This is a genomic window from Kitasatospora albolonga (assembly GCA_002082585.1).
Lineage (GTDB): Bacteria > Actinomycetota > Actinomycetes > Streptomycetales > Streptomycetaceae > Streptomyces > Streptomyces stephensoniae.
This window is the reverse complement of sequence record CP020563.1, coordinates 4,427,486-4,454,260: the sequence shown is the minus strand read 5'-3', so window position 1 is coordinate 4,454,260 and position 26,775 is coordinate 4,427,486. Positions and strand designations below refer to the sequence as shown.

Sequence of the window (26,775 nt, the reverse complement as noted above, 5' to 3'; positions counted from 1 at the left end):
CGCCCCTCCGCGCTCACCGCCCCTCGATCTGCACGAGGGGCGGATGCTCGTGCCAGCTGCAGAAGACATTGATCTCGCGCTCGCCCTGGGTGAAGGTCACCCGAATCCACTGCGGGTGGCGCCAAACCTGCATCCGCCACCCCGCGTTCGGGGTCGCCGAGACCAGCTCCGCGCTGTCGCGCCCCAGGGAGAAGGTGACCCGGCCGCCGTCGACGGTGTAGCCCTTGACCTCGCCCTCGGCGCTCCCGGAGCCGCCCCCCGCCGCCGTACCGTCGGCCACCGCGCCGCCGCTCGGCCCGCCCGACGGGGAGACCCCGCCGCGGCCGGGCGCCGGGGAGGCTCCGGCGCCCGCCGAAGACTCCGGGCCCGGCCCCGTTCCCGCCTCCGCCCCCGGCTCCGGCTGCCCCTCGGCTTCACCCCCCTGCCCCTTCTCACCAGCCGGAGCCGGATCGGCGGACGCCGCCGGGGTGTTCGGCCGGTAGCTGTAGGACGGAACGGGGGCGGACCGGGACTCCGCTTGCACCCGCTCCTCCGTCAGGGCGACCGCGACCGGCGGAGGATAGGCGGTGGCCGCCATCACCGTATGGACGCCCCACCACGACAACGTGCCCGCCGCCGCCGTGGACAGCGTCCAGGCAATTCCCTGTTTCAGTGGTAGTCGTTTCCGTAGCCGTCGCATCAGCTGTCACATCGTGGTCCATGGGTCGGCGAGGATTCTTCGCCGAAGTCTCTGCAAACCGTTTCATTGAATAGCGTACGGTTCCGCTCATGGCTAGTGTGCTCCTGGTCGAGGACGACCACTTCGTTCGCGCTGCCCTCATTAGGCACCTCACCGACGCCTCCCACAGCGTGCGGAGTGTGGGCACGGCACTGGAGGCGTTGCGCGAGATCTCCCAACTCCATTTCGACGTGGTCATATTGGACCTGGGACTGCCCGACCTCGACGGCACCAAGGCGCTGAAGATGCTCCGGGGCATCGCCGACGTCCCCGTCATCATCGCCACGGCCCGGGACGACGAGGCCGGTATCGTCCGCCTGCTCAACGACGGTGCCGACGACTACCTGACCAAGCCGTTCTCCGCCGAGCACCTCATCGCCCGTATCGCCGCCGTCCTCAGGCGCTCCGGCTCCCGCTCCGGCCCCGGCGCGAACACGGGCATGGGGATGGGGATGGGGATGGGGATGGGAGCGGGCACAGGCATGGGCACCGGCATGAGCGGCACCATGAGCACCCTGGGCGCCGACGGCCCCGCCCGCACCCCGATACCCCATGTCATCCGCGTCGGCGGGATATCCGTCGACCCCCAGCGCCGCTCCGCCACCCTGGACGGGGTCGAACTCGACCTGACCCGGCGGGAGTTCGACCTGCTGGCCTACCTCGCCGGACGCCCGGGCACGGTCGTCTCGCGCAAGGACCTGCTGGCCCGGGTGTGGAACCAGCCCTACGGCGCCGACAAGACCGTGGACGTCCATCTGTCCTGGCTGCGGCGGAAACTGGGCGAATCCGCCGCCAGCCCCCGCTACCTGCACACCTACCGGGGCGTCGGCGTGAAACTGGAACCACCGCGGTGAGATGGGCCCTCATCAAGGTCTGCCTCGCGGTCACCGGCATGGTCGTCCTCGCCTTCGCCGTACCGCTCGCCCTGGTCGTCAAGGAGATGGCCAAGGACCGGGCCTTCTCCCAGGCCGAACGGCAGGCCAACGCACTCGGCCCGACGCTCTCCATCACCACCGACCGGGAACAGCTCCTCCAGGCCGTCCTGTCCACCGAGGCGGGAGCGGCCGGACGCATGGCGATCCATCTCCCGGTCTCCGGGGACGGCTCGGAGCTGGAGATGGGCCGCGTCCGGGTGGGCCACGAGGCGGTGGAAATCACCCGCGACCTCGGCCACGCCGGAATCACGGCGGTGCCCGGCGGTTCGGCGTTCCTCCAGCCCTTCGCCCTGGGGGCCGGGCGGATCTGCATCGTCGAGGTGTTCGTACCGGAGGACGAGCTCAGCCGGGGCGTGGCCCTGGCCTGGCTCGTGCTGGCCGGGGTCGGTATCGCCCTCATCACCGGTTCGGTGCTGGTCGCGGACCGGCTCGGCGTACGCATGACCCAGCCCGCCCAGCGCCTGGCCGGAGCCGCCCAGCAGCTCGGCCGGGGAAGCCTGGGCGTACGGGTCCCCGAGGAGGGGCCGAGGGAGCTCCAGCGGGCGGCCGTGGCCTTCAACGCCATGGCCGGCCAGGTGGTCCAGCTCCTGGCCAACGAACGGGAACTGGCCGCCGACCTCTCGCACCGCCTGCGTACGCCCCTGACCGTGCTGCGGCTCAACGCCGCCTCGCTCGGCGAGGGGACCGCCGCCGAACAGACCCGGGCCGCCGTCGCCCACCTGGAACGCGAGGTGGACACCATCATCCGCGCGGCCCGCGACGCCAAACCGCAGACGGCCGGACCGCCCGTGGGCGCGGGCTGCGACGCGTCCGAGGTCATCCGCGAACGCATGAACTTCTGGGCGGCCCTCGCCGAGGACGAGGGCCGGCCCAACAGCGTGGCGGGCGTCCGCGCCCCGGTGCACGTCCCCGTCCCGCGCGGTGACATGGTGGCCGCGCTCGACGCGCTGCTCGGCAACGTCTTCCAGCACACCCCGGAAGGGACCGCCTTCTCCCTGGACCTGCACCGGAGCCAGGACGCGGTGATCATCCTGGTCTCCGACGCCGGTCCGGGAATCCCCGACCCCGAGGCGGCGCTCGCCCGGGGCAACGACGGTGACAGGGACGGCTCGACGGGGCTGGGCCTGGACATCGTGCGGCGGATGGCGGAGACCACGGGCGGCGATGTCCGGATCGGCCACTCGATCTACGGAGGGGCGGAGATACGGGTATGGCTCCAGCTCAACGCCCAGCCGGAGGAACAGCCGGCCCCCCGGGACCGCAGATCGGCCCGACGCCGCAGACGCCCGGGCGTCACATCGAGCTGACCCCGGGGCCGGGTACGGAGCTGGGCATGGGGCCGGATGCGGGTACGGGCCAGGGCACAGGCGGGAACGCGGCCCCGGAGACCGGCACGAGCCCGGCCCCCGGCCCACTTCCGGCCCCGGGCCCGGCGCCCGCCTCCGTACGCACTCCGGCACCGGGGCCGGAACGTTCGGGACGGCCGGGCCGGGCAGGCTGACCGGACTGACCGGCATCGGGAAGCGGCAGAGCATGCCGGGCACGCCCCCGGCGACGACGCCCCGACGGAGGAACAGCGTCCGGACCGGAGCCCGACCCAAGGCCAGAACCGGAGCCAGGACCAGGGCCGGAGCCAGAGCCAGGACCGGAACCAGGACCGGCGCCGGAGCCGGAACCAGGACCAGAACCGGAGCCAGGCTCCAGACCCAGCCCAGAGCCAGCCCCCACCCCCGTCCCCTGCCCCGTGCCCACATCCAGCCCCGCCCCCTGGCCCGTCCCCGGCCCCGGCCCGGCTTCCGCGTAGGGGAGCCGCTCCGCCACCCCGGTCGCGGACCGGACCGGCAGCTCGATCACGTACACCCCACCGCCGCCCACCCCCGGCGCCTCGTACCGCTGCGCCACCCCGCCGTGGGCGCCCACGATGCCGCTCACGATCGACTGGTGAACGGGATCACCACCGGCGTACGGCCCGCGCACCTCGATGCGCACGCTGCCGCCCTCCTCCGCGCCCACCACCACGGTCGTCAACGCACCAGCGTCCACGGGCATGTCCACAGGCCCGCCCCCACCCACTGGCGGTACGTCCCCGGACGCGCCCGCCCCCACCCCCGCCGTGGCGACATCGGCGAGAAGGTGCGCGAGGGCCACGGCCAGCCGGTCCGGATCGACCTCCGCCTCCGCCCCGGGACTGCGCAGGGCGAACCTCGTGCGCTCGTGGCCGAGGAGCTCCACGGACCGGCGTACGCCGTCGCGTACGACCCCGCCGACATCCACCACCTCCCTGCGCAGCTCCTCCTCCCCCGAGGCGAGCCGCTGGTGGTCGAGCACGTCGTCGAGCAGGGCGGCCATCCGCGTGTACCCGGTGGCCAGCCGACCCAGCAACCGGCCGGCCTCCGGCCACAGATGGCACGCGTCGTCGGCGGCCAGGGCCATGAGTTCGGCGCGCAGCTCCTCCAGGTGCCCGCGCCGGGCGCCTCCGACGGCTTCGGCCAGCTGCCGGTGGCGCCCGGCCAGCCCCTCGTACCGCTGTTCGAGGCGGCGCAGCTCGGCTCCGTGGCGCTGGGCCCGGGCGGTGAGTTCGGCCGCGTGCCGGTGTGCGAGCCGCTGGTCCGGGCCCCGGTCGAGGAACGTGACGACGGCGCCGACGACCCGGTCCCCCGCGCGGACCGGCGCGGTGGTCATGTCCACCAGGAGCCGGGTGCCGTCCTGAGCCCACAGGACCTGCCCCCGGACCCGGTGCCTGCGGCCGGTGCGGAGGGTGTCGGCGAGGGGCGACCCGTCGAACGGACACGGCTCGCCGTCACCACCGCTGTGCAGCACGAGCGCATGCAGCTCCCGGCCCCCGAGCTCACTCGCCCGGTACCCCATCAGCTGCGCGGCGGCCGGGTTGACCAGCACGATCCGCCCCTCGGTGTCCGTCCCGACGACCCCCTCCCCCACGGCCCGCAACACCGCCTCGGTCTGCCGCCGCGCGTCGGCGAGCTCCGCCTCGGCGTCCAGGGCCCCGGTGAGATCCCGTACGACGAGCATGAGCAGCTGCCCACGGGCACCACCGCGGTACGGATCACCGCCACCACCACCGCTGTACGGATCACCGACGACACCGCCACCGTACGGATCATCGGCGGCACCGCTGCCGTACGGCTCGGTGGCGTCGGTGCCCGGAAGACTGACGGCGGCGACCTCGGCGGCGAACGCACCGCCGTCCGTACGCCGGGCGTTCATCCGCCGGGCCCCGGCCGGCACCGCGCCCTCGCGCCAGTCGAAGTCGGGGAGCAGATCCAGCAGCCCGCGCCCGACGAGCGCCGTCCCGGGTGCTTCGAAGAGGGCGAGGGCCATGGCGTTGGCGCTGACCACCGTGCCGTTGCCGTCGACGAGCACGAGGCCGTCGGGCAGGGCGTCGACAACGGCAGCGGCGGAATGACCGGACTGGCCGGAACCTGGCAAGGACGGGTTGTTCACGACGGCACTCCCTGGAAACGGGCTTCTCTCGCGCGGCGGTGGGGAACTCCCGGGCGGAGCTCAACCTAGCCCTGCGGTCATCCGCTTTCCGCTGGTGAGAGCGGTGCGGGCCGATCTTTAGGGGCGCCTTAACCACCCCCTGACCCTGCCCTCACCCTCAGCCCCCGGCACGCCCTCCCGCCCGCTCGGCCCGGCACCCAGCCCGCCGACGGAAGAAGCCCAGGCCAGAAGAGAGATCTGACCTGGGCTTCCCAGAGGGCCCCCTGTCGGATTCGAACCGACGACCTGCTGTTTACAAGACAGCCGCTCTAGACCGGACTGAGCTAAGGAGGCAACAGCGCACGCGCAAGGCACGCGCCGAGACGCTACAACTCTACACAGCCCCGCTCCCCCACGGGCAGGCATATCGGACGGACGCAACCTCCCGCTCACCTGTTCGTTGAACGCACTGGAGTGTCGTCCGAATATCGGACAGGGGAGGGGTCGTGCTCGAGGCCGCGGGGGAAGACAACCGGGTCCGCGTCACTGGCGTGGAGGCCGGGCGTGTCAAGCGCGAGGCGCTGGGCGTTCCCGCCCGCGTCAAGCACCAGCAGCGGGTGGCCGTGCCGATGCGGCGGCGGACACCGGCAGCCGACACGCGTCAGCGCGTCTACCGGTACCGCTGCTACCCCACCCCCGTCCAGGCCGAACAGCTGATCAAGACCTTCGGCGCCTGCCGCTGGGCCTACAACGAGGGCTTGGCCCTGCGGGACAGGGCCTGGCGCGAGCACCGGGTGTCCCTCGGATTCGCCGAGTCCTGCCGAGCGCTCACGGGCTGGCGGAACGCCGAGGGGACACGGTGGCTGCAGGAGGTGTCCTCGACCGTTCTCCAGCAGGCACTTCGCCATCTCGACATCGCTTTCGGGCGGTTCTTCAAAGGAACGGCCAAGCACCCGAGGCGCAAGAAGAAGAGTCGCTCCCGTGACTCCGCGACCTATGTCCGTACGGGCTTTCGCTGGGTGGAGGACTCGGAACGGCCGGGGACGGGGCTGATCGCGTTGGCCAAGCAGTCCGGGTCGCTGCGCATCCGGTGGTCCCGACCGCTCCCGGCGGGAACGCGGCCGGTGAAGCTGATCATGAGCCGTGATCAGGCAGGCCGCTTCTTCGTCTCGGTACTGGTGGAGGAGCGCATCGAGCCTCTGCCCCCGGTGTTCCTGCGGGACGGTGGGCCGCCGAAGGCGGCGGCTCTGGATCTTGGGCTGGCGGCGCTGGTCACGCTGGACGACGGGGAGAAGGTGGACCACCCCCGGCTGCTGAAGAAGTACGGGGCGAGACTCGCCGGTCTTCAGCGGAACCTGCACCGCAAGGAGAGGGGATCGAGAAACAGGGAGAAGGCACGACAGGAGATCGCCCGGCTGTATGCCCTGATCAGTGATGTCCGCGGGGACGCGTTGGACCGGCTCACCACCCGCCTCGTGCGCGAGAACCAAGTGCTCGTGGTGGAAGACCTGTCCGTCGCCTCTCTCGTACGGTCACCAAGAGGGAAGGGCCGTCGGCGAAAGGCGGGGTTGAACCCGGCGATCCTGGATGCCTCGTGGGGCGAGTTGCTCCGGCAGTTGCGGTACAAGTGCGCGTGGTACGGCCGAACGCTGGTCGTCGTGAACCGCTTCTTCCCCTCGACGCGGCAGTGCTCGGCGTGCGGGGTGACGGGACCGAAGCTGGATCTGGCGGTGCGCGGCTGGTCGTGCGGCGAGTGCGGTGCGGCGCAGGACCGCGACGTGAACGCGGCACGGAATCTACGGGTGGAAGGGATGCGGCTGTACGAGCTGGTGGCTTCGACGCTGCCACCGGGGCGGGCCATGCCGTCGTTGATCAGAGCTTCCGAAGTGCCGGACGTAGTGCGGACGGCGTAGTCGGCTCAGGACGACGTAAAAGACGTAAGAAGCGCGTGCCGGACCGACGGGCCGTCGGCCGTGATGCCTCTGGAGTCCTTGTGAGACCGGCAGGATGTCGCCTTCGGGGCGATGTCCGGTCGGCGGCGGATACCGAAGCAGGAAGGTCCCCGGCGGGGGCCGGGTCAAAAGTACGTTGCTCCGGCCTCTCCTCTGCCTTCACGAGGCACTTTTCGTGACCCAAGAGGTACTGACAGGACACATGAACGGCAGGTAACGTCACCGCAGGTCCGCTCAAGTGGACCAGACCACTCCCTACTCGGATCGTCCGGCACGTTCCTGCCGGTTGAGGAGAAGATTCAGCATGGCCAGTGTCACGTTCGACAAGGCGTCCCGCGTCTACCCCGGCTCCACGAAGCCCGCGGTGGACCAGCTCGAGATCGACATCGCGGACGGTGAGTTCCTCGTCCTCGTCGGTCCTTCCGGTTGTGGCAAGTCGACCTCCCTGCGCATGCTCGCGGGTCTCGAGGACGTCAACGGCGGCGCGATCCGCATCGGTGACCGCGACGTCACGCACCTGCCGCCGAAGGACCGGGACATCGCCATGGTGTTCCAGAACTACGCGCTGTACCCGCACATGTCCGTCGCCGACAACATGGGCTTCGCGCTGAAGATCGCCGGTGTGAACAAGACCGACATCCGGGCGAAGGTCGAAGAGGCCGCCAAGATGCTGGACCTCACCGACTACCTGGACCGCAAGCCGAAGGCGCTCTCCGGTGGTCAGCGTCAGCGTGTGGCGATGGGCCGGGCCATCGTGCGGGAGCCGCAGGTCTTCCTCATGGACGAGCCGCTGTCGAACCTCGACGCCAAGCTCCGCGTCTCCACCCGTACGCAGATCGCCTCGCTCCAGCGCCGCCTGGGCATCACCACCGTCTACGTCACCCACGACCAGGTCGAGGCCCTCACCATGGGTGACCGGGTCGCGGTGCTGAAGGACGGGCTGCTCCAGCAGGTCGACTCGCCGCGCAACATGTACGACCGCCCCGCCAACCTCTTCGTCGCCGGCTTCATCGGCTCGCCCGCGATGAACCTGGTCGAGGTCCCGATCACCGACGGTGGCGTGAAGTTCGGCAACAGCGTCGTCCCGGTCTCCCGCGAGGCGCTGTCCGCCGCCGCCGACCGCGGTGACACCACCGTCACGGTCGGCATCCGCCCCGAGCACTTCGACATCGTCGAGCACGGCGGCGCCGCCGCGAAGTCCCTCACCAAGGACACCTCGGACCAGCCGGCCGGTCTCGCCGTCTCCGTGAACGTCGTCGAGGAACTCGGCGCCGACGCCTTCGTCTACGGCACCGCGCAGGTCGCCGGTGAGGCCAAGGACCTGGTCGTCCGGGTCGGCGGCCGTGAGGTGCCGGAGAAGGGCACCGAGCTGCACGTCGTCCCGCGCCCGGACGAGCTGCACGTCTTCGCCACCTCGACCGGCGAGCGCCTCACCGGCTGACGAGGCCCCCGGGTTCCTGCCTGCCGTACGGCCCCGTGTCCCCTTCCAGGGGGCGCGGGGCCGTTTGCGTGGTGCGCGGCGGGTTTGGGTTTCGGTGCCGGGCGGCGTCAAATACCCCGGCACACAGGGCATTTCCCCTGGGTCCGTCAACCGGGCATTCGAAAGGACGCGTCGAACCATCACCCACGAGAGTGACGAAATGTCGCTGAGTCATCACTGGCCGCTACGCTCGCTGCGTGACCCACACCGCTCGGCGCATCGGCCGATCCCTCGCCCTCGTCCTGCCCGTCGTCATGGTGCTCTCCGGAACCCTCGCGGTCTCCAGCGTCCAGTGGGCGGCAACGGACAAAGACTCCACGCTGCTGGCCGCCTCCTCGGAGACCGTGTCCAAGCCCGCGAAGCCCAGCACCGCGCAGGACGTCCTGCGCGAGAAGCTGCTCGTCGAGCTCCAGGAGAAGGACCCGGGCACCGCGCTGACGGGCCTCCAGCGTGCGGTGGAGCAGCGTCCGTCGCTGGCCCGGCACTGCATGTCGATCGCGAAGGCGCTCGGCAAGGCCGCCGTCGAGCAGTACGGTCCGACCCGCGCGCAGCGCTTCTCCCGTCCGGTCTGCGACACCTCGTTCGCCTCGGGGGTCGCTCAGTTCAGCTGAGCGCAGCCGTCCGGCCGTAAGGATCAGCCGAGCGCAGCGCGATGCGTGACGGCGGCCGTCAGGGGCTGTCGTGCGCGGGCACCGCATATCGTGCCTGCCATGCATACGTATCCGACGCAGGCCGTGATCCTCGCCGGTGGTCAGGGGTCGCGGCTGCGGCCGTACACCGATGACCGCCCCAAGCCGATGGTCGAGATCCCGGGTACCGGGACCCCGATCATCGGCCATCAGCTTTCCTGGCTGGCCGCCGAGGGCGTCACCGACGCCGTGGTCTCGTGCGGCCATCTCGCCGAGGTGCTCCAGGAGTGGCTGGAGTCCGCCGTGCTGCCGCTGCGGGTCACGACCGTGGTGGAGACGGAGCCGCTGGGCCGGGGCGGCGGGCTGAAGTTCGCGGCCGGGCGGCTGCCCGATCCACAGCAGCCCTGGTACGCCACCAACGGGGACATCTGGACCCGTTTCTCGTTGCGCGAGATGGCCGCGTTCCACGCGGAGCGCGACGCCACCGCCACGCTGGCGCTCGCCCGGCCCCGGATTCCGTGGGGCGCGGTGGAGACAGACGCGTTCGGGCACATCACGGACTTCATCGAGTCGCCGCCCTCCCCGTATCTGATCAATGCGGGGGTGTACGTGTTCTCCCCCGCCTTCACGGAGATGCTGCCGGACCGGGGCGACCATGAGCGGACCACGTTCCCCCGGCTGGCCCGGGAGCGCCGCCTGGCCGGGTTCCCGCTGCCCCACGGGGCGTACTGGCGGGCGATCGACACGGCGAAGGACCTCACCGAGGCCGCGCGTGAACTGGGCGCCCAGGCGAGCTGACAGCACCACCGGCTGACAGCACCACCGGTGGAATCGGTGGAATCGGTGGAATCGGTGGAATCGGTGGGCAGCAGAAGGGGGCGGCCCCCACCCGAGTGCCGGGTGGGGGCCGCCCCCTTCTGTCCGCTCGTGCCGGTCCGCTCGTGCGGGCCTGCGGCTCAGCCGAGGAGGCCGCCGATCGGGTTGCGGCCACCGCCGCCGGTGGAGCCGCCGGGAGGCGTGCCCTCGCCGCCGCCCGAGGCGGGCGGGGCCTCCGGCTCCGCGCCGCCGCCGGTGGAGCCGTCGCCGCCCGTGGAGCCGGATGAGGTGGGGCCGGCGCTGGTGGCGGGCGGGGGCTGTTGCTGCTGCTGCGGGGCGGTCTGCTGAGGGGGTTCCTGGCCGGTGCCCTGGGTCTCGCTGGGCTGGGCGCCAGCCCCGGTGCTCTGGCCACCGCCGGAGTCGCGGGTCGCGCCGGGGGTGGCCTGGCCGGTGACGGGGGTGGTGGCCTCGCCGGAGCTGGTCGGCTCGGGGCGGCGCTCCTGCTCCTGGGGGGTGCGGGACGCCTGGCGTTCGCCGGTGGACTCCTGGGGCAGCGGCATGCCGGGGAGGCGGTTGGTGGGGTAGTCATTGCGGCCGGGGACGGTGACGACCTCGGTGGAGCGTACGGCGCCGCCGAGGACGGAGCCGATGAGGAGGGTGAGGCCGATGACGACGCTGGCGACGACGGTCCCGCGGCGCAGGACGCGGCGGCGCAGGTCCCAGATCTCGGAGCGGGGGCCGAGCTTGCGCCAGGCTTCCCCGGCGAGCCGTCCGTCGACGGAGTAGACGGGGGCGCCCGCGATGATCAGCGGGCTCCAGGCGGCCAGCAGGATGATGTCGGGGGCTTCGTACACGGGGACCGTGCGCCAGCTGACGGTCACCAGGAGGATCGCGGAGAGCAGGGCCCCGACGGAGGCCGCGACGCGCTGCCAGAGGCCGAGGACGGTGAGGACGCCGACGACGACCTGGAGGAAGGCGACGGTCAGTCCGGCGCCGACCGGGTGGGAGAGGGCGAAGTCGCGGAGGGGTTCGGCGACCGCCCAGGGCTGCAGCGAGTTCAGCCACTTGACCATGGAGCCGCGTTCGCCGCCGTCGAAGTAGACGGGGTCGCAGAGCTTGCCCATGCCCGCGTAGATGGAGATGAAGCCCAGGAGGACCCGCATCGGGAGCAGGACGACGCCCAGGTTCATCCGGTGGCCCGGGTAGTAGGCGTGCCGGACGGGGTCGTTGCCGTGGCGGCGGGCGCGGGCCTCGGTGCCGTCCTCGTAGCCGTCGCCGTCGCCGTCGTACGTGCCGGGACGGCCGTCCGGCTCGTCGTCGACGGAGTCGTACGCGCCGACGGCCTGGCGCATCGGCGGCAGCAGGGGGCCGGTGCGGCCGGGCTGGTGCGGTGCGGTGAGTACGGGGTTGGGCTGCGTCTCCTCCAGGAGCGGGATGACCTGGGTCGCGCCCCCCGCGAGGCCGTCGGCGGCCCCGGCGGTGAGCGCGGTGTCGAGGTGTCCGGCGGTGGAGTTGCGTACGGCCTGGAGGAGGCCCGTGGCGCCGGGGTCGCCCGGGGCCGATCTGCCGCTCCAGACGACCGGTGCCCGCCTGCGGCCGACTCCGGCCCCGGCCCCGGCACCGACTCCGGCACCGCTCATGGCGGGGATGCGGGCCGTGTCCGCGAGGCCGCGCAGCCGTGCGCGCTGGCCCGGGGCGAGCTGCACCCGGAAGCTGGCGTGGTTGACGATGACCTGCGCGGGGTCGCTGTCCACCTTGGTCATGCTCAGGGCGGGTTGCTCGTCGAACCGAGGCGTTCTGGTGTCCACACTCATCTAACCGAGTGATGGGTCTTTAGGACACTGCCTTGACAGGCCCGATGTGTCCGAGACCCGTCAAGATCCGGCCAAACTCGGGCATCCTGGAACCTTGTTCGGCGTTCGCGCGTCAACTCGGTGAACGGGCCGCCCCGTTGCCGGGGCGACGACCACCCGTCGCCGGGGAGATGACCGCGCGAACGCCGTACCGGCCGTACCGGCCGTACGACATCCCGCTCCGCTATCCGCGGCGGCGCGCCACCTCGTACAGCACGATGCCCGCCGCGACACCGGCGTTGAGCGACTCGGCGCCGCCCGGCATCGAGATCCGCACCCGGTAGTCACAGGTCTCGCCGACGAGACGGCCGAGGCCCTTGCCCTCGCTGCCGATGACGATGACGACGGGACCGGCCAGCTCCTCCAGGTCCTCCACCGTGTGCTCGCCGTCGGCGGCCAGGCCGACGACCGTGAGGCCCGCCTTCTGGTAGCCCTCCAGGGCGCGGGTCAGGTTGGTGACCCGGGAGACCGGGGTGCGGGCCGCCGTACCGGCCGAGGACTTCCACGCACCGGCGGTCATCCCGGCCGCGCGGCGCTCGGGGACGACGACGCCGTGGCCGCCGAACGCGGAGACCGAGCGGACGATCGCGCCGAGGTTGCGCGGGTCCGTCACACCGTCCAGGGCGACGATCAGCGGGTCCTCGTGGTTGTCCTGCGCGGCGACGAGCAGGTCGTCCGGGTGCGCGTACTCGTACGGCGGGACCTGGAGGACGAGGCCCTGGTGGTTCAGGCCGTTCGTCATCCGGTCCAGCTCGGGGCGCGGGGCCTCCATCAGGTTGATGGTGCCGCGGTCGCCCGCGAGCTTGAGCACGTCACGGACGCGCTCGTCGTTGTCGATGTACTGCTGGACGTACAGGGTGACGGCGGGCACGCCGTCCCGCAGGGCCTCGTAGACCGGGTTGCGGCCGACGACCATCTCGGAGGTGCCCTTCGCCCCGCCGCGCCGGGGCGCGGGGCGGCGGGCGGCGGCCTGCTTGGCCTGGGCGTTGGCCACCCGGTTCTTCTTGTGTCCCTTGCGGGCGGAGGCGGGCGGGGTCGGGCCCTTGCCCTCCAGGCCACGGCGTCGCTGGCCACCGCTGCCGACCTGCGCGCCCTTCTTGTTGGACGTGCGGCGGTTCCTGCGCTGGCTGTTCCCGGCCATGACCTACCTGTTTCGTTGCTTTCAGACGTGCGTACGTATAGGGAAAGTGTGCCGCCCGGAGCGCCGGGCGGCACACCCGCGTGGTTCCTCCGGTGCGCTCAGCGCGGGCCGAGCGTCCACCGCGGACCGCTCGCGCTGTCCTCGATGACCAGTCCGGACTGGTTGAGCTGGTCGCGGATGGCGTCGGCGGCGGCCCAGTCCTTGCGGGCGCGGGCCGACTGCCGCTGGTCGAGAACCAGGCGTACGAGGGTGTCGACGACCCCGTGCAGATCCTCGCCCCGGTCCCCCTCGCCCGCCCAGTGCTCGTCGAGCGGGTCGAGTCCGAGGACACCCAGCATGGCCCGGACCTCGGCGAGGCGGGCGACGGCGGCTTCCTTGTCATCGGCGGCGAGCGCGCTGTTTCCCTGGCGGACCGTGGTGTGGACGATCGCGAGGGCCTGCGGCACGCCCAGGTCCTCGTCCATCGCCTCGGCGAAGGCGGGCGGCACCTCGGCGGCGGGCGGGACGGTCTCGCCGGCCTTCTCGGTGACGCGCTGGACGAAGCCCTCGATCCGCGCGAACGCGGACTCGGCGTCGCGCAGGGACTCCTCGCTGTACTCGATCATCGAGCGGTAGTGCGGGGTGCCCAGGTAGTAGCGCAGGACGATGGGCCGCCAGTGCTTGACCATCTCGCTGACGAGGACGGAGTTGCCGAGCGACTTCGCCATCTTCTCGCCCGCGATGGTCACCCAGGCGTTGTGCACCCAGTAGTTGGCGAACTCGTCGCCGTACGCCTTGGCCTGGGCGATCTCGTTCTCGTGGTGCGGGAAGATCAGGTCGATGCCGCCGCCGTGGATGTCGAAGGCCGAGCCCAGGTACTTGTGGGCCATCGCCGAGCACTCCAGGTGCCAGCCGGGACGGCCGCGGCCCCACGGGGTCTCCCAGCTGGGCTCGCCCTCCTTGGCCGCCTTCCACATGGCGAAGTCGCGCGGGTCGCGTTTGCCGGTCTCGCCCTCGCCGGAGGGCTGGCGCAGATCGTCCAGATCCTGGTTGGAGAGGGAGAGGTAGCCGGGGAGGGACCGCACGTCGAAGTAGACGTTGCCGTCGGCCTCGTAGGCGTGGCCGCGCTCGATCAGGCCGCGCATCATCTCGATCATCTCGGTGATGTGGCCGGTGGCACGGGGCTCGTAGGTGGGCGGGAGGCAGCCCAGCGCGTCGTAGCCGTCGTTGAACGCGCGCTCGTTCTCGTAACCGATCGACCACCAGGGGCGGCCCTGCTCGGCGGACTTCCTGATGATCTTGTCGTCGATGTCCGTGACGTTCCGGATGAACGTCACGTCGTAGCCGCGGTAGGTGAACCAGCGGCGCATGATGTCGAAGTTCAGCCCGGAACGGATGTGCCCGATGTGCGGTGCCGCCTGGACGGTAGCGCCACAGAGGTAGATCGAGACACAGCCCGGCGTGAGCGGGACGAAGTCACGGATCTGCCGGGCGCTGGTGTCGTGCAGGCGAATAGTCACGCCTCAAGGGTAGTAGGCCGACACCAGTGCCCCGCGACCCTTGGGCGATCGCGGGGGCAACTTTCTGATACCGGCCTGGTCCGGACCGCCTCCGGGCGGCTCCTTTCGAGGACTTCAGGGGTTCACGAGGGGCTTCGCGGAAGCTTCCGGGGCTTGCCGGGGAGGTCCCCAGGGTTTCCCAGCGGCTTCCCGGGGGCTTGTGGCGAGGGCTCTCAGATGCGTCAGACGCGTCAGATGCGTCCGACGACCTTGCGCGGGGTGATCCGGACCACGACCCGGGGGTCGTCATCGACGGAGGCCGGGTTGAACTCCGCGTACGGCTTCCCGGTGTACTTCAGCGACAGCTCGTTGATCAGCTCCGGGCCGCCCTCCTCCGTCAGCTCCGCCTCGCCGCGGATCTCGGCGTAGGTGTACGGGGCGTCGAAGGGCTGGACGACGACCGTGACACGCGGGTCGCGGCGGAGGTTCTTCTCCTTGCGGCGGCCGACCGTGGTGGAGATCAGGAGGTCCTCGCCGTCGCGCTTGACCCAGACCGGGGAGACCTGCGGGCTGCCGTCCGGCTGGATGGTGGCGATGTGGACGAAGACCGGGGTGTCGAGCAGGTTCTTGAGCTCGGTGGAGAGTGCGGCGGTCATGGCGTACGTCCTCCTGGTGGCCGGGGTGGTGCGGTGCTCCTTCCCCCCAACCCCGTACCGCCTCCGTTCCTTCCCGCCACTACCCGCCGAACGGGTGAATGAGGGGGCGTGCGGAGGCGGTACGGGGCTTGCTCGGCGTGCGCCGTACGGAGGCCGCCCGGGTCAGCGCGCCCGGTACACCAGCGCCGTCGCGATCCCCGCGAGTCCCTCGCCGCGCCCGGTGAAGCCGAGGCCGTCCGAGGTGGCGGCGGAGAGCGAGACCGGGGCGCCCACGGCGGCGGACAGCACCTTCTGGGCCTCGTCCCGCCGCTTGCCGATCTTCGGGCGTACGCCGACGACCTGGACGGCCACGTTCCCGATCTCGTACCCCTCGGCGCGGACGATCCGGGCGGCCTCGGTGAGGAGCGTGACGCCTGCGGCGCCGGACCACTCGGGGCGGCCGGTGCCGAAGTGCTGCCCGAGGTCGCCGAGACCGGCGGCGGAGAAGAGGGCGTTGCAGGCGGCGTGGGCGACGACGTCGGCGTCGGAGTGCCCGGCCAGCCCGGGGCCCTCGCCCTCCCACTTCAGGCCCGCGCACCAGAGTTCGCGGCCCTCCTCGAAGGCGTGGATGTCGGTGCCGATCCCGACGAGCGGGATGACGGGGGCGGCGGGGGCCGTCGTGTGCTGCTCAGAAACCATCGTGGGCCCTCCTGCGGGCGAGTACCGCTTCGGCCAGCACCAGGTCGAGCGGGCGGGTGACCTTGAACGCCTCTTCGTGTCCGGGGACGACGACGACCGGCTTGCCGAGGCGTTCGACCATGCCCGCGTCGTCCGTGGCGCCCTCGCCGTCGAGCGCGACCTCGGCGTGGGCACGTACGAGGGTGTCCCGGTCGAAGCCCTGCGGGGTCTGCACCGCGCGCAGCCTGGCCCGTACGGGGGTGGAGAGCACCGGCTCGGGCTCCCCGGCGGCCCCGGCGGGCTCGACCTCCTTGACGGTGTCGGCGAGCGGCAGCGCGGGAACGACGGCGGGTGCCCCGTTCCGTACGGCCTCGACGACCGCGTCCACCGTGTCGACGGGCACCAGGGGACGGGCGGCGTCGTGGACCAGGACGACGGCGATGTCCTCGGGCAGCGCGTCGAGGCCGAGGCCCACCGACTCCTGCCGGGTGTCGCCGCCGGGCACGACCAGGTAGTCGGTGCGCTCGGGCAGGGCGTGCTCGTCCAGGAGGTGCTTCACCTCGGGCGCGCCGTCCGGCGGGGCGACGACCACGACGAGGGAGACGGCCCGGGAGGCCGCCATGGCGCGGACCGCGTGGATGAGCATGGGCGTGCCGCCGAGCGCCCGGAGGGCCTTGGGGGCGCCCGGTCCGAGCCGTATGCCCCGTCCGGCAGCGGGGATCACCGCTGCGGTACGCGGGTGGCGCGGCCGGTCGGGCGGGGGTGGCGTCGAGGTCATCGGGTGCACTCCGAAGGTCCGAAGGTTCGGCAGGTTTGTTTCCACGGGCGACATGGGTAGGGGCCCAGCAAGCCGGGCGTGACGCCTTGACTTGAACCGGGCCCCTTCCGTGACCCCCGGTCGAGCGGAGTCGCGTCGGCGATCAGTATCCGGAACAGCGGGCGCTCCGGAGCGGCGGGCGTGGGGGCACCGGAGCACGGGGATACAGGGAGTCGGGCTCCGCAGCCGGACGCTTTTCCGGATTCTCCGGGTACGAGAGATTTTCCGGGTACGGCCATGCCGTCCGGACGGCTGCCCGGACGCGGACATGCCGCAGCGCCCGACGACACACCGTCATACGGCTGGTCAGCGGGCACCGCGGCACATTCTTACGACCGGTGCGATCCGGTTCAGGACGCGAGGACCTCATCGAGCAGGGCCTCGGCCTTGTCCTCGTTCGTGTTCTCCGCGAGAGCGAGCTCGCTCACCAGGATCTGGCGGGCCTTGGCGAGCATGCGCTTCTCTCCGGCGGAGAGACCGCGCTCGCGCTCACGACGCCACAGGTCACGCACGACTTCGGCGACCTTGATGACATCGCCCGAGGCGAGCTTCTCCAGATTTGCCTTGTAACGCCGGGACCAGTTCGTCGGCTCTTCTGCATACGGCGCACGCAGCACCTCGAAGACCCGGTCCAGCCCGTCCTGCCCGACCACGTCGCGCACGCCCACGAACTCCGCATTGTCCGCCGGCACACGAACCGTCAAGTCGCCCTGGGCGACCTTGAGCACCAAGTAGGTCTTGTCCACGCCTTTGATCTGGCGAGTTTCGATAGCCTCGATCAGCGCGGCCCCGTGATGGGGATAGACCACGGTGTCGCCAACCTTGAACGTCATGTGACAGGTACCCCTTCCGTGGCTATCCAGAGTAACACGAGAATCCGCTCTCCTGAATGGCGTTTTCGCAGGTCAGGGCATATCTCAGGGCTTGACAACAGCGACACGAACGTGCTGCGGAAGGCTTCCGGAAGGCGGTATTCGCAGGTCGGAGCGGCTGCGCGACGGGCGGGAAACACTCACGTCACACGGCCCGGAAGCCCCACAGAAGAGGGCGAAAGTCCCGTTTTGTCGGGTTCCACATGGTGAACTTTACGTACGCCGTTCGCCTCTCGATCACCCGTACGGAGGTAAGTGCGGTGGCCGATGAAATTGATCAAGACACGCCCCTCACGACGCCTTTCGCGGGTTAATCCGCGGCGGCCGGAGGAATTGATCACTGCGGATCACCGCGCGGATCGCCACGGGATCACCGCGAGATCACGGCGATTATGTGAACGGCGCATGTCGAATCGGCCGCTGGACCGGCCAGGGAACCGGCACCCCGCCCCGCCCGCCGCTCCCGCCCGGGCCGATGCCGGAGCCCACCGCGAGGCGCCCGGGCGAGGCGCCCGGACCGGGCACCCCGGGAGGAGCCGGAGGGCCCAAGGGCGGGTCGGGTGCGGGCCGGGAGTGGCGGCTCGGTAGCCTAAGGCCGCTGACACACCCTTAGGACGGCTTTACGTGACCCCTTCCCGGCCGTCCGCGGGGCGCCCAGCCCAACGCCCGACGTCCGAAGTCCGCAGTCCGATCGTTCAAGGAGTTGCCGCCGCCGTGAGCCGCAGCCTTCGACACGGCGCTCTCGCCGCCACTGCCATCGCGTTCTCGATCGTCTCCCTGTCCGCCTGCGCGGCGGGCAACAACGCGGAGAGCCTCCAGGTCAGGCCGGACAACGCGGCCACCTCGGTGGGCACCGTCAAGGTCCAGAACGTGAACGTGATCACGCAGGCCGAGCCCGAGGACGAGGGGCCCTCCGTGGTCTCCGCGACGCTGTTCAACGACGGCACCGAGGCTGAGGTCCTGGAGAGCATCACGCTGCCCGGCACCGACGCCCAGGTGAAGCTCCAGGCCGCGCGGGGCAAGGGCCCGATCGAGATCCCGGCCGGCGGCCAGATCGTCCTCGGCGGCAAGGGCAACGCCACCGCCGTGATCGAGAAGGGCCGCGAGGCCGCGCAGGACGGCAACATCCAGCAGGTCGTCTTCAAGCTGAGCCGGACCGGCGACGTCGGCCTCGGCGCGACCGTCGTCCCGGCGACCGGCTACTACAAGGACTTCGGCCCCGGCACCCTGCCCGAGGCCCCCGCGCCGAAGCCGAGCGACACGCCCACCCCGGGCGGCTCCGCGACCCCGGAGGCCCCGGCGACCCCGGGCACCGAGGAGTCCCCGGCGGCCGGTACGGAGCAGCAGGGGGGCACCGAGGGCGCCCCGGAGACCGGAACGGCCGGAACGACCGGCTGACGCCACCCGCGTCCGTACGCGACGGGCTGGTACGCCCCGCGTACGGACCGACCGGCCGACACGCCTCGCGGCCCGTAACACGGTCGGCCGACACGCCTCGCGCCCGTAGCACGACCGGCTGACGCCACCCGCGTACGTACAAGGGCCGCAAACACCCGCGTACGCCCAGAGGCCGCGCGCCCGCGTACGCCCAGAGGCCGCCGAGGCACCCGTGCACGTACGCACGGCGGCACGACGGCACAACGCGCGGCTGCCTCCGTACCGCGCAGACGCTCAGCGGCGGTCGCTCGTGCGAAGGGGCGCTTCCCGGCCGGGAAGCGCCCCTTCGCATGCCGTCCGCGGCCCCGCGGTCTACGGCTCGAACTTGTACCCCAGGCCCCGCACCGTGACGAGGTAGCGCGGCGCGCCCGGGTCGGGCTCGATCTTGGCGCGCAGGCGCTTGACGTGGACGTCGAGGGTCTTGGTGTCGCCCACGTAGTCCGCGCCCCAGACCCGGTCGATGAGCTGCATCCGGGTCAGCACGCGGCCCGCGTTGCGCAGGAGCATCTCCAGGAGGTCGAACTCCTTGAGCGGGAGGTCGACCTTGCCGCCGGAGACCGTGACCACGTGCCGGTCCACGTCCATGCGGACGGGACCCGCCTCCAGGGCGGCCGGGGTGACCTCCTCCGGCTCGCCCCGGCGGCGCAGGACGGCACGGATGCGGGCGACGAGCTCCCGCGAGGAGAACGGCTTGGTGACGTAGTCGTCGGCTCCTATTTCGAGCCCGACGACCTTGTCGATCTCGCTGTCCTTGGCGGTGACCATGATCACCGGAACGTTGGAGCGGCTGCGGAGCTGGCGGCACACCTCGGTGCCGGGCAGGCCGGGCAGCATCAGGTCGAGCAGGACCAGGTCGGCGCCGTTGCGCTCGAACTCGTCCAGGCCGTCGGGGCCGGTCGCCGCGATGGCGACCTCGAAACCTTCCTTGCGCAGCATGTAGGACAGGGCGTCGCTGAAGGATTCCTCATCCTCGACGACAAGCACTCGGGTCACGGAAGAGCCTCCGGGGCGGGGAAGGGGTCATAGGAGTCGGTCCCGAACGGTGCTCTGTCGTCGTCGGTGACGCCGTTGACGCCGTTGACGATAAGCGGTCCGCCGGTGGTGCGCTCCCTCGCGACGCCCGATTCGGGCAGCCGGAGGGTGAAGGTGGAGCCCTGTCCTTCGGAGCTCCAGACGGTGACCTCCCCGCCGTGCGAGGCGGCCACGTGTTTGACGATGGCGAGGCCGAGACCGGTGCCACCGGTGGCCCGTGAGCGGGCGGGGTCGACGCGGTAGAACCGCTCGAAGACCCGTTCGCGGTCCTTTTCGGAGATGCCGATGCCCTGGTCGGTCACGGCGATCTCGATCAGGTCCCCGCCCGGTCCGGCGGTGCGGCGCGCCGCGATACCGACCCGGGTGCGGGCGGGACTGTAGTTGACGGCGTTCTCGACGAGGTTGCCGAGCGCGCCGACGAGCTGGCCCCGGTTGCCCCAGACCGTGAGGCCCTCGGTGCCGCCGGAGGCCATGGTGATCTGCTTGGAGCCGGCCTGCTGGCGGCAGCGGTCGATCGCCTCGGCGACGAGCACCTCCACCTTGACCGGCTCGGCGTCCTCCAGGGGGTCGTCGTTCTGCACCCGGGAGAGGTCGATGAGCTCCTGGACGAGGTTGGTGAGCCGGGTCGCCTCGATCTGCATCCGCCCGGCGAACCGTTCGACCGCCTCCGGGTCGTCGGAGGCGTCCATGACCGCTTCGGAGAGCAGTGAGAGCGCTCCCGTGGGGGTCTTGAGCTCATGGCTCACGTTGGCGACGAAGTCACGCCGCACCGCCTCTATCCGGCGGGCCTCGGTGAGGTCCTCGACCAGCAGCAGCACCAGCCGCGAGCCCAGCGGGGCGACCCGGGCGGAGACCGCGAGGGCGTCTCCCCGGCCGGTGCCGCGCCGGGGGAGGTCCAGCTCGACCTGCCGTATCTCGCCGTCCCGCCGGGTGTCGCGGGCCATGTTGAGCATCGGCTCGACGGCGAGGCGACCGCCCCTGACCAGGCCCAGCGCATACGCGGCGGAGCTGGCCTTGACCACGCTGTCGCTCTCGTCGAGCACGACGGCGGAGGAGCTGAGCACGGAGAGGACGGTGTCCACTCCGGGCGGCAGGGCGGCGTTGCTGTCCGGCCGCAGCGACGTACGCGTGGGCCGTTTCAGGTCGCGCTCGCTCCAGCGGAACGCCAGCATGGCGATCACACCGGTACAGAGACCGGCGATCGCCGCAGCTGCGGCGACCGCCGCGTTCACGTCCATGCTTCAAGGTTATGCGGGTGCGGAGACACTCTCCCAGCCGTCCGAGTGCCATCTCGAACACTCGTCGCCCAGAGTTCACCGAGGGGTAGGTGCCGGTTCACTTAGGGGGCCGGATACGGACGCGTTGCACCCCCACCGTGGCACCGTGGGGGTCGGTCCGAGACCCCGGCCTCAGTTGGAACTGGAGAGGGACTTCCATGCGCGACGCTTACCACGAGGAACTCGACTCGATCGGAGAGGGCCTGGTCGAGATGGCCCGGCTGGTCGGTTCGGCGATCGGCCGGGCGACCACGTCCATGCTCGACGCCGACCTGAAGCTCGCGGAGAGCGTGATCGCCGGCGACCAGAAGGTGGACGACCTCCAGCACGACCTGGAGGCGCGCGCGATCGCCCTCCTCGCCCGTCAGCAGCCCGTGGCGACCGATCTGCGGATCGTGGTGACCTCGCTGCGGATGAGCGCCGACCTGGAGCGCTCCGGCGACCTCGCCCAGCACGTGGCGAAGCTGGCCCGGCTGCGCTTCCCGCAGTCGGCGGTCCCCAACGACCTGCACGCCACGATCCTGGAGATGGGCCAGCTCGCCCAGCGGCTGATGGCCAAGGCCGCCGAGGTCATCATCACCAAGGACGTCGACCTGGCGCTCCAGCTGGAGCAGGACGACGACGAGATGGACCTGCTGCACCGCACACTCTTCCAGCACCTGATGGACGACCGCTGGAAGCACGGCATCGAGACGGCCGTCGACGTGACGCTGCTGGGCCGCTACTACGAGCGTTTCGCGGACCACGCGGTGTCGGTGGCGAAGCGCGTCGTCTACTTGGTGACGGGTGAGCACGCGGACGAGATCCAGGCGGCGACGCCGGTGGAGGGCGCGTAGCCGTTACGCGTCCCGGCCGCCGTACGTCGTACGTACGCGGTGCGTACGACGTACGTGCGCGCTTCGTACGTCCCTGGGGCGTACGCTCCCGGCGCACGCCGGTCGCACATGCGTTCCTGCATGCATGCGCCGTTGATGCGCCGGTCGGGCTGGGCATGCAATGGGGCGGGGGCGGCGCCATGGCCGTACGCGGTACGTGCCGTGTCCGTACGTCCCCGGCGGCGGCGCACCGGCGTCCGCCGCCCAGCCGTACGCCCCTGAGGAGGGACCATGGCCGATTCCCCCATGACCGAACCCCAGCAGGAGACCCCGACCGAAGTGGTGCACCTGACCGTGCTCGGCGCCTGCGGCTGCGGCTCGGGCTGCGGGTGCGGCTGCCAGTCCGGGGCCCCGTGCCAGTGCGGCGGCTGCTGCGGCTGACCGGAGCCCGGTATGGCCGGCACACGCGGACGGCGCCCGCCCGGTTTCGTTCTCCGGGCGGGCGCCGTCGTGGTGCGCGGGGGCTTACGGCCTTGTGGTCCCTGGGGGCTTACGGGGTCGTCCTCACGGGGCCGGGGTCGGCCGCGCGCTCCATGGCGGCCGCCGGGTCGGGCTCGGCCTGGTCCGGCCGGGCCTGGGCGGGTACGGGGGCGGGCTCGATCACGGGCTCCTCGCCGAGGACCTCCTCGCGGGGCAGGTCGCGCATGAGCAGCCAGTAGCCGAGCCCGGCGACCGTACCGATCACCGCGCAGGCGCCCCAGAGCCAGGCGGCGCCGTAACGGTCGATCACGAAACCGGACATGAGGGGCGCGACGAGGGCGGCGACGGACCAGGACATCGTGTACACGCCCTGGTAGCGGCCCCGGCCCTGAGCCGGTGACAGCTGGACGACCAGGCCCGTCTGGGTGGGCGCGTTGACGATCTCGGCGAGGGTCCAGACGCACACCGTCAGGGCGTACACGGCGACGGACCCGGCGAAGGCGGTCAGCCCGAAGCCGTACCCGGCGACCAGCGAGGAGATGATCAGCAGCCGACGCGGGTCGCGGTGCTGGATGAAACGGGTGACGGGGATCTGGAGGGCCACGATCAGCACGCCGTTGACGGCGAGGGCGGTGCCGAAGTCGGAGCTGGAGAACCCGTCCGCCCCCATCGCCACCGGCAGCCCCACGTACCCCTGCTGGAAGATCAGTGCCACCAGGAACGACAGCCCCACGACCCCCATGAAGCGCCCGTCGCGCAGGACGGTGGTGAGCCGCACCTCGTCCTTGCCCCGCTTGCCGCCGACACGCTTCACGGGCGCCTGCTCCGGCCGCGACTCCGGCACCTTCAGGAAGACGACGACGGCGCACGCGAGGACCATCACGGCCTCGACGAGGAAGCCGGCCAGATAGCTGTACTCGGCGATGAACCCGGCCCCGGCGGCGGAGACGGCGAACCCGAGGTTGATGGCCCAGTAGTTGAGCGAGAAGGCCCGCACCCGGTCCTTGGGGGGCACGATGTCCGCCATCATCGCCTGGACGGCGGGGCGCGAGGCGTTGCTCGCCATACCGACGAAGAGCGCGACGGCGGCGATGGCGACGGGGTGCTCCATGAACCCGAGCACCGCCACGGAGACGGCCATCGACAGCTGCGCGATCAGCATGGTGGGCCGCCGCCCGAGCCGGTCGGTCATCACTCCGGCGCCGAGCGAGGAGACGACCCCGCCGAGCCCGTGGAGGGCGACGACGAGACCGGCGTACGAGGCGGAGTAGCCCCGCTCCAGGGTCAGGTACAGGGCCATGAAGGTGGCGACGAAGCCCCCGAGCCGGTTGACCAGTGTGCTCAGCCAGAGCCACCAGAACTCCCGGGGCAGCCCGGAGACGGTCTCGCGGACGGCTGTTCTGAGACCGGCGACGGACATGCGGTTCCCCCCACGGGACGTACGGAACGGACGACGGAACGTTCGCCTCGGGCAGCGCTCCCGGCGGCCTTCCGAAACGTGACGACCTTCCGAACGTTACGAACCCCGCTTCCCCGCCCGCCACCGGATTGACGCCGACCGTCAATCGTCCGACCGCCGGGGGTGTCCCGGCCCCGGCCCTGTCCGCGTTGCGGGCGGTCGCGCGGGGGGCGCGCGGGTTCGATTACGCTCGGACTCATGGCCGACGCACCGTACAAGCTGATCCTCCTCCGCCACGGCGAGAGCGAATGGAACGCGAAGAACCTGTTCACCGGTTGGGTGGACGTCAACCTCACCGAGAAGGGCGAGAAGGAGGCAGTCCGGGGCGGTGAGCTGCTCAAGGACGCCGGTCTGCTCCCCGATGTCCTGCACACCTCCCTCCAGCGCCGCGCGATCCGCACCGCGCAGCTGGCCCTGGAGTCCGCCGACCGCCTCTGGATTCCGGTCCGCCGCTCCTGGCGTCTGAACGAGCGCCACTACGGCGCCCTCCAGGGCAAGGACAAGGCCCAGACGCTCGCCGAGTTCGGCGAGGAGCAGTTCATGCTCTGGCGCCGCTCGTACGACACCCCGCCGCCGCCGCTGGCCCGCGACGACGAGTACAGCCAGTTCGACGACGCGCGCTACGCGGACCTCCCGCCGGAGCTGCGCCCGGACACGGAGTGCCTGAAGGACGTCGTCGTCCGGATGCTCCCGTACTGGTTCGACAGCATCGTCCCGGACCTCCTCACCGGCCGCACGGTCCTGGTGGCGGCCCACGGCAACAGCCTCCGGGGCCTGGTGAAGCACCTGGACGGCATCTCCGACGAGGACATCTCGGGCCTCAACATCCCGACCGGCATCCCGCTCTCCTACGAGCTCGACGCCGACTTCAAGCCGCTGAACCCGGGCGGCACGTACCTCGACCCGGACGCGGCGAAGGCGGCCATCGAGGCCGTGAAGAACCAGGGCAAGAAGAAGTAGCCGCACCACCGGCGCATCCGAAGAAGCCCCTCACCTGCGGTTCGCCCGCTGGTGGGGGGCTTGTTCGTGCCGGGGGCTCACGCGGCGGAAAACTGTTCGATTCCGCCGCAGGCGAGCCCGTACGGTTCGGGCATGGCCGACATGGTGACTGCGACGGTTCGTGAGTGGGACGACGAGGAGGGGTGGGGTGTGCTCGACTCCGCCGCGACCCCGGGGGGTTGCTTCGGCCACTACTCCGCCATCCAGTCGAGCGGCTTCCGTACGTTGACGGCCGGGCAGCGGGTCGATCTCACCTGGGAGGCGCCGGGCTTCCGGCAGGACGGGTACGGCTACCGCGCCGTGAGCATCGTGCCTCGGCCCGCCTGACCTTCCTGGTTTCCCGGGCCTCCCGGGCTCCGGCCCTCATGGAACAATGGCGCGGATCATATGACTGGGGGGACGCGCCGTGGCCAAGTGGCAGATGTTCCATGAGAAGCCCACGGCCTTCGACTGGATCGTCATCGTCGCCGGTACCTGGACGGCGGCAAGCTCCGTGTCCCTGCTCTGGGTCCGGGTGACAGCCGGAGCGACCGCTGCGTACTTCGCGGTGAACATGCTCCTCCACCGGGTCAGGCAGCAGCGTCTGCGCCGCGCCACCGAGGCCGCCGGCCTCGACGCCTGACACCGTCAGCTCTCCTCGTTCCCGTCCTTGCCCTTGCCCTCGCCCTCCGTGGCGAGCAGGCGCTTCCACCGTCGCCGGGCCAGCAGGACCTTGACCGGATGGCCGATCAGGACCAGGACGCCGAAGCCCGCCACGACGGCGCCCCGGACGCCGAGCGAGGCGTGGACGGATTCGCCCCGGTCCGTGAGCACCACGGCTGCCGCGATCATCAGCCCGCCCCCGGCACAGAGCAGAATGCCCGCTCCGAGGAAGAAGGCGCGGAAGCGCGCCCCCTGCCAGCCCTGGTCGACCTTCGCCCGAATCCTCGGCCCGTCCAGGGCCGGCGGGCTCGGACGGCCGCGCCGCCGCAGCTCCCGGTAGCGCTCCACCGCCTCGGCCTCCGGACCGGTGAGTTCCCCGCTCCGCTTCCGGCTCCCCACCCCGCACCCGCTCCCGTCTTCCCCTTCGCCCGGCCCGAGCCCGTACCCCGGCCCGAGCCTGCACCCGAGCCCGAGCCCGCACCTGCACCGTTCCGCCCGGCCTGAAACCCACCACCGCACGGTCCGAACACGTTTCTGTCGTACACCGGTCGTGCGGGCAGGGGCCGAACTGGGGGTCCCACGCACTACGGTGGCCCCAAGCAAGCCCGGCAGCACCGGGATCAGCGGCCAGAGGTGGCGGCACCAAGGGCAAGGAGATCGGGGAGAGCGATCATGGGCGAGTCTCTGAAGACCTTCGTCGGCGGTACCGAGGTCGAGGTGCCCAACAGCATCCCGGACATCCGGGCCGCGCTGCCCGAGGAGAGACGCGAGGAGTTCGACCTCGCCATCAACGAGGCCGGGGTCCACGAGATCCAGGCCGTCATGCGGCACTGGATGCTGGAGGCCGTTCCCGATCCGGAGGCCGAACAGATCCTGGACCGGCTGGCCCAGGACGAGGCCGAGAGGCGGAGCGTCGCTTGAGCTTCCGTATCTCCTACGCGCCGCCCGCCGATGACACCCTGGCCAAGATGCGTGACGGCCAGGTCTTCCGGGACGCGATGGCCCGCACCCTGGGCAGGGAGCCGTACGGCCACGCCTCGACCGCCGTCAAGAGCGAGCGGGACCGGCGCGAGGCGACCGTCTCCGGGGCCATCGTCCTCTACTACGTCTCCCGGTCCGTGCTGACCGTCACCGTCGTACGGCTCGTTCCCCTGCCCTGACACCGAAGTGCCGGGGCAGGGGGCGTACG

Annotated in this window: 27 protein-coding genes, 1 tRNA gene and 1 pseudogene; 15 read left to right on the top strand and 14 right to left on the bottom strand. The window is 71.4% G+C overall.

The window, feature by feature from the left end:
• Positions 1–13: 13 nt before the first annotated feature.
• A complete protein-coding gene (locus B7C62_19460) occupies positions 14–679 on the bottom strand; it encodes a hypothetical protein (protein ID ARF74175.1) in 666 nt (221 codons plus the stop codon).
• An 89-nt stretch (positions 680–768) separates the two neighbouring features.
• Between B7C62_19460 and B7C62_19455 the strand changes: the two genes are divergently transcribed.
• Together B7C62_19455 and B7C62_19450 are read left to right on the top strand one after the other, a co-directional pair.
• Positions 769–1,572: a DNA-binding response regulator gene (locus tag B7C62_19455; GenBank protein ARF74174.1), complete on the top strand. Its 804-nt coding sequence runs from the start codon at positions 769–771 to the stop codon at positions 1,570–1,572.
• Entirely contained in the window at positions 1,569–2,960 is a 1,392-nt protein-coding gene (locus B7C62_19450; GenBank protein ARF74173.1) for a two-component sensor histidine kinase, read from the top strand. The genes B7C62_19455 and B7C62_19450 overlap by 4 nt, the downstream gene beginning before the upstream one ends.
• Before the next feature lie 529 nt (positions 2,961–3,489).
• Here B7C62_19450 and B7C62_19445 read toward each other — a convergent pair.
• Positions 3,490–5,067, bottom strand: a pseudogene (locus B7C62_19445) (hypothetical protein).
• A gap of 305 nt (positions 5,068–5,372) precedes the next feature.
• Positions 5,373–5,448: transfer RNA gene (locus B7C62_19440), tRNA-Thr, on the bottom strand.
• 152 nt (positions 5,449–5,600) lie between these two features.
• On the opposite strand from B7C62_19440, the gene B7C62_19435 reads away from it, so the two are divergent.
• The 4 genes from B7C62_19435 (at position 5,601) to B7C62_19420 (ending at position 9,953) form a co-directional block, all read left to right on the top strand.
• Positions 5,601–7,007 (top strand): transposase, encoded by a 1,407-nt coding sequence (locus B7C62_19435; GenBank protein ID ARF74172.1) that lies wholly within the window; start codon positions 5,601–5,603, stop codon positions 7,005–7,007.
• 343 nt (positions 7,008–7,350) lie between these two features.
• On the top strand, positions 7,351–8,487 hold the full coding sequence (locus tag B7C62_19430) for a sugar ABC transporter ATP-binding protein (GenBank protein ID ARF74171.1): 1,137 nt from the start codon (positions 7,351–7,353) through the stop codon (positions 8,485–8,487).
• A 236-nt stretch (positions 8,488–8,723) separates the two neighbouring features.
• Positions 8,724–9,137, top strand: coding sequence for a hypothetical protein (locus B7C62_19425; GenBank protein ID ARF74170.1), 414 nt, complete (start codon positions 8,724–8,726; stop codon positions 9,135–9,137).
• Positions 9,138–9,236: 99 nt separating this feature from the next.
• Positions 9,237–9,953, top strand: a complete 717-nt coding sequence (locus B7C62_19420) for a guanyltransferase (protein ARF74169.1) — start codon at positions 9,237–9,239, stop codon at positions 9,951–9,953.
• Positions 9,954–10,111: 158 nt separating this feature from the next.
• On the opposite strand, the gene B7C62_19415 is transcribed toward B7C62_19420, so the two are convergent.
• The 7 genes from B7C62_19415 to B7C62_19385 form a co-directional block, all read right to left on the bottom strand.
• On the bottom strand, positions 10,112–11,734 hold the full coding sequence (locus B7C62_19415) for a hypothetical protein (protein ARF74168.1): 1,623 nt from the start codon (positions 11,732–11,734) through the stop codon (positions 10,112–10,114).
• Between the two features lie 274 nt (positions 11,735–12,008).
• Complete coding sequence (locus tag B7C62_19410; GenBank protein ARF74167.1) at positions 12,009–12,965, bottom strand: 23S rRNA (guanosine(2251)-2'-O)-methyltransferase RlmB; 957 nt, start codon at positions 12,963–12,965, stop codon at positions 12,009–12,011.
• Positions 12,966–13,063: 98 nt separating this feature from the next.
• A complete protein-coding gene (locus B7C62_19405) occupies positions 13,064–14,464 on the bottom strand; it encodes a cysteine--tRNA ligase (GenBank protein ID ARF74166.1) in 1,401 nt (466 codons plus the stop codon).
• A gap of 230 nt (positions 14,465–14,694) precedes the next feature.
• Positions 14,695–15,099: a PPOX class F420-dependent enzyme gene (locus tag B7C62_19400; GenBank protein ID ARF74165.1), complete on the bottom strand. Its 405-nt coding sequence runs from the start codon at positions 15,097–15,099 to the stop codon at positions 14,695–14,697.
• 162 nt (positions 15,100–15,261) lie between these two features.
• Positions 15,262–15,777: a 2-C-methyl-D-erythritol 2,4-cyclodiphosphate synthase gene (locus tag B7C62_19395; protein ARF74164.1), complete on the bottom strand. Its 516-nt coding sequence runs from the start codon at positions 15,775–15,777 to the stop codon at positions 15,262–15,264.
• Positions 15,767–16,534: a 2-C-methyl-D-erythritol 4-phosphate cytidylyltransferase gene (locus B7C62_19390; GenBank protein ARF74163.1), complete on the bottom strand. Its 768-nt coding sequence runs from the start codon at positions 16,532–16,534 to the stop codon at positions 15,767–15,769. Before B7C62_19390 ends, B7C62_19395 begins: the two co-directional genes overlap by 11 nt.
• A 389-nt stretch (positions 16,535–16,923) precedes the next feature.
• Entirely contained in the window at positions 16,924–17,406 is a 483-nt protein-coding gene (locus B7C62_19385; GenBank protein ARF74162.1) for a CarD family transcriptional regulator, read from the bottom strand.
• Between B7C62_19385 and B7C62_19380 the strand changes: the two genes are divergently transcribed.
• On the top strand, positions 17,368–17,655 hold the full coding sequence (locus B7C62_19380) for a hypothetical protein (protein ARF74161.1): 288 nt from the start codon (positions 17,368–17,370) through the stop codon (positions 17,653–17,655). The genes B7C62_19385 and B7C62_19380 overlap by 39 nt on opposite strands.
• Positions 17,656–18,159: 504 nt before the next feature.
• The gene (locus B7C62_19375; protein ID ARF74160.1) at positions 18,160–18,843 is read left to right on the top strand and encodes a DUF461 domain-containing protein; all 684 of its coding nucleotides are present in this window, start codon (positions 18,160–18,162) and stop codon (positions 18,841–18,843) included.
• A gap of 351 nt (positions 18,844–19,194) precedes the next feature.
• On the opposite strand, the gene B7C62_19370 is transcribed toward B7C62_19375, so the two are convergent.
• Together B7C62_19370 and B7C62_19365 are read right to left on the bottom strand one after the other, a co-directional pair.
• Entirely contained in the window at positions 19,195–19,875 is a 681-nt protein-coding gene (locus B7C62_19370) for a DNA-binding response regulator (GenBank protein ID ARF74159.1), read from the bottom strand.
• The gene (locus tag B7C62_19365; GenBank protein ARF74158.1) at positions 19,872–21,152 is read right to left on the bottom strand and encodes a two-component sensor histidine kinase; all 1,281 of its coding nucleotides are present in this window, start codon (positions 21,150–21,152) and stop codon (positions 19,872–19,874) included. The genes B7C62_19370 and B7C62_19365 overlap by 4 nt, the downstream gene beginning before the upstream one ends.
• Before the next feature lie 197 nt (positions 21,153–21,349).
• Here B7C62_19365 and B7C62_19360 point away from each other — a divergent pair, with 197 nt between their 5' ends.
• Complete coding sequence (locus tag B7C62_19360; protein ARF74157.1) at positions 21,350–22,027, top strand: phosphate transport system regulatory protein PhoU; 678 nt, start codon at positions 21,350–21,352, stop codon at positions 22,025–22,027.
• A gap of 529 nt (positions 22,028–22,556) precedes the next feature.
• On the opposite strand, the gene B7C62_19355 is transcribed toward B7C62_19360, so the two are convergent.
• On the bottom strand, positions 22,557–23,906 hold the full coding sequence (locus tag B7C62_19355; GenBank protein ID ARF74156.1) for an MFS transporter: 1,350 nt from the start codon (positions 23,904–23,906) through the stop codon (positions 22,557–22,559).
• Between the two features lie 237 nt (positions 23,907–24,143).
• Here B7C62_19355 and B7C62_19350 point away from each other — a divergent pair, with 237 nt between their 5' ends.
• The 3 genes from B7C62_19350 (at position 24,144) to B7C62_19340 (ending at position 25,566) form a co-directional block, all read left to right on the top strand.
• Positions 24,144–24,905, top strand: coding sequence for a phosphoglyceromutase (locus B7C62_19350; GenBank protein ID ARF74155.1), 762 nt, complete (start codon positions 24,144–24,146; stop codon positions 24,903–24,905).
• 141 nt (positions 24,906–25,046) lie between these two features.
• Positions 25,047–25,271, top strand: coding sequence for a hypothetical protein (locus B7C62_19345; protein ARF77266.1), 225 nt, complete (start codon positions 25,047–25,049; stop codon positions 25,269–25,271).
• A gap of 94 nt (positions 25,272–25,365) precedes the next feature.
• Positions 25,366–25,566, top strand: coding sequence for a hypothetical protein (locus B7C62_19340; protein ID ARF77265.1), 201 nt, complete (start codon positions 25,366–25,368; stop codon positions 25,564–25,566).
• Between the two features lie 5 nt (positions 25,567–25,571).
• Here B7C62_19340 and B7C62_19335 read toward each other — a convergent pair whose 3' ends face one another.
• A complete protein-coding gene (locus B7C62_19335) occupies positions 25,572–25,934 on the bottom strand; it encodes a hypothetical protein (GenBank protein ARF74154.1) in 363 nt (120 codons plus the stop codon).
• A gap of 19 nt (positions 25,935–25,953) precedes the next feature.
• Between B7C62_19335 and B7C62_19330 the strand changes: the two genes are divergently transcribed.
• Genes B7C62_19330 through B7C62_19320 form a run of 3 tightly spaced genes read left to right on the top strand, consistent with a single transcriptional unit; the run spans position 25,954 to position 26,746 of the window.
• On the top strand, positions 25,954–26,274 hold the full coding sequence (locus tag B7C62_19330) for a hypothetical protein (protein ID ARF74153.1): 321 nt from the start codon (positions 25,954–25,956) through the stop codon (positions 26,272–26,274).
• Positions 26,259–26,507, top strand: coding sequence for a hypothetical protein (locus tag B7C62_19325; GenBank protein ID ARF74152.1), 249 nt, complete (start codon positions 26,259–26,261; stop codon positions 26,505–26,507). Before B7C62_19330 ends, B7C62_19325 begins: the two co-directional genes overlap by 16 nt.
• Positions 26,504–26,746 carry a hypothetical protein gene (locus tag B7C62_19320; GenBank protein ARF74151.1) on the top strand — a complete coding sequence of 81 codons (243 nt, stop codon included), beginning with the start codon at positions 26,504–26,506 and terminating at the stop codon, positions 26,744–26,746. The genes B7C62_19325 and B7C62_19320 overlap by 4 nt, the downstream gene beginning before the upstream one ends.
• Positions 26,747–26,775: the final 29 nt, after the last annotated feature.

Excerpts from the sequence above, each read along its gene's own strand:
- B7C62_19460 (ARF74175.1), bottom strand. The coding sequence starts at position 679 with ATGCGACGGCTACGGAAACGACTACCACTGAAACAGGGAATTGCCTGG.
- B7C62_19455 (ARF74174.1), top strand. The coding sequence starts at position 769 with ATGGCTAGTGTGCTCCTGGTCGAGGACGACCACTTCGTTCGCGCTGCC.
- B7C62_19430 (ARF74171.1), top strand. The coding sequence starts at position 7,351 with ATGGCCAGTGTCACGTTCGACAAGGCGTCCCGCGTCTACCCCGGCTCC.
- B7C62_19420 (ARF74169.1), top strand. The coding sequence starts at position 9,237 with ATGCATACGTATCCGACGCAGGCCGTGATCCTCGCCGGTGGTCAGGGG.
- B7C62_19415 (ARF74168.1), bottom strand. The coding sequence starts at position 11,734 with ATGACCAAGGTGGACAGCGACCCCGCGCAGGTCATCGTCAACCACGCC.
- B7C62_19410 (ARF74167.1), bottom strand. The coding sequence starts at position 12,965 with ATGGCCGGGAACAGCCAGCGCAGGAACCGCCGCACGTCCAACAAGAAG.
- B7C62_19400 (ARF74165.1), bottom strand. The coding sequence starts at position 15,099 with ATGACCGCCGCACTCTCCACCGAGCTCAAGAACCTGCTCGACACCCCG.
- B7C62_19395 (ARF74164.1), bottom strand. The coding sequence starts at position 15,777 with ATGGTTTCTGAGCAGCACACGACGGCCCCCGCCGCCCCCGTCATCCCG.
- B7C62_19390 (ARF74163.1), bottom strand. The coding sequence starts at position 16,534 with ATGACCTCGACGCCACCCCCGCCCGACCGGCCGCGCCACCCGCGTACC.
- B7C62_19380 (ARF74161.1), top strand. The coding sequence starts at position 17,368 with ATGGGGATAGACCACGGTGTCGCCAACCTTGAACGTCATGTGACAGGT.
- B7C62_19385 (ARF74162.1), bottom strand. The coding sequence starts at position 17,406 with ATGACGTTCAAGGTTGGCGACACCGTGGTCTATCCCCATCACGGGGCC.
- B7C62_19365 (ARF74158.1), bottom strand. The coding sequence starts at position 21,152 with ATGGACGTGAACGCGGCGGTCGCCGCAGCTGCGGCGATCGCCGGTCTC.
- B7C62_19360 (ARF74157.1), top strand. The coding sequence starts at position 21,350 with ATGCGCGACGCTTACCACGAGGAACTCGACTCGATCGGAGAGGGCCTG.
- B7C62_19355 (ARF74156.1), bottom strand. The coding sequence starts at position 23,906 with ATGTCCGTCGCCGGTCTCAGAACAGCCGTCCGCGAGACCGTCTCCGGG.
- B7C62_19350 (ARF74155.1), top strand. The coding sequence starts at position 24,144 with ATGGCCGACGCACCGTACAAGCTGATCCTCCTCCGCCACGGCGAGAGC.
- B7C62_19345 (ARF77266.1), top strand. The coding sequence starts at position 25,047 with ATGGTGACTGCGACGGTTCGTGAGTGGGACGACGAGGAGGGGTGGGGT.
- B7C62_19340 (ARF77265.1), top strand. The coding sequence starts at position 25,366 with ATGTTCCATGAGAAGCCCACGGCCTTCGACTGGATCGTCATCGTCGCC.
- B7C62_19325 (ARF74152.1), top strand. The coding sequence starts at position 26,259 with ATGGGCGAGTCTCTGAAGACCTTCGTCGGCGGTACCGAGGTCGAGGTG.